The sequence below is a fragment of the Neobacillus dielmonensis genome, from assembly GCF_000612665.1.
Lineage (GTDB): Bacteria > Bacillota > Bacilli > Bacillales > Cytobacillaceae > Neobacillus > Neobacillus dielmonensis.
In genome coordinates this window covers 1-272 of record NZ_HG942012.1, presented here as the reverse complement: position 1 = coordinate 272, position 272 = coordinate 1, and the positions used below count along the sequence as shown (strand labels likewise).

Here is a 272-nt window from a genome sequence, read left to right as displayed (position 1 = left end):
ATTTACTCGGTTTTACTTGGTTTCTTCTATACGATTATCTAGTTTTCAAAGAACGAATATGGTGGAGCTTAGCGGGATCGAACCGCTGACCTCCTGCGTGCAAAGCAGGCGCTCTCCCAGCTGAGCTAAAGCCCCATTATAAATGTATATATGGTGGGCCTAAATGGACTTGAACCATCGACCTCACGCTTATCAGGCGTGCGCTCTAACCAGCTGAGCTATAGGCCCATACACATATGATGAGATTTAGTATCTCAAAACTAAACAAACAA

General features: G+C 44.1%; 2 tRNA genes. Both read right to left on the bottom strand.

Annotation, left to right across the window (positions count from 1 at the left end):
* Positions 1–59 precede the first annotated feature (59 nt).
* Positions 60–135 (bottom strand) — tRNA-Ala (locus BN2425_RS00015).
* A gap of 16 nt (positions 136–151) precedes the next feature.
* Positions 152–228 (bottom strand) — tRNA-Ile (locus BN2425_RS00010).
* Positions 229–272: the final 44 nt, after the last annotated feature.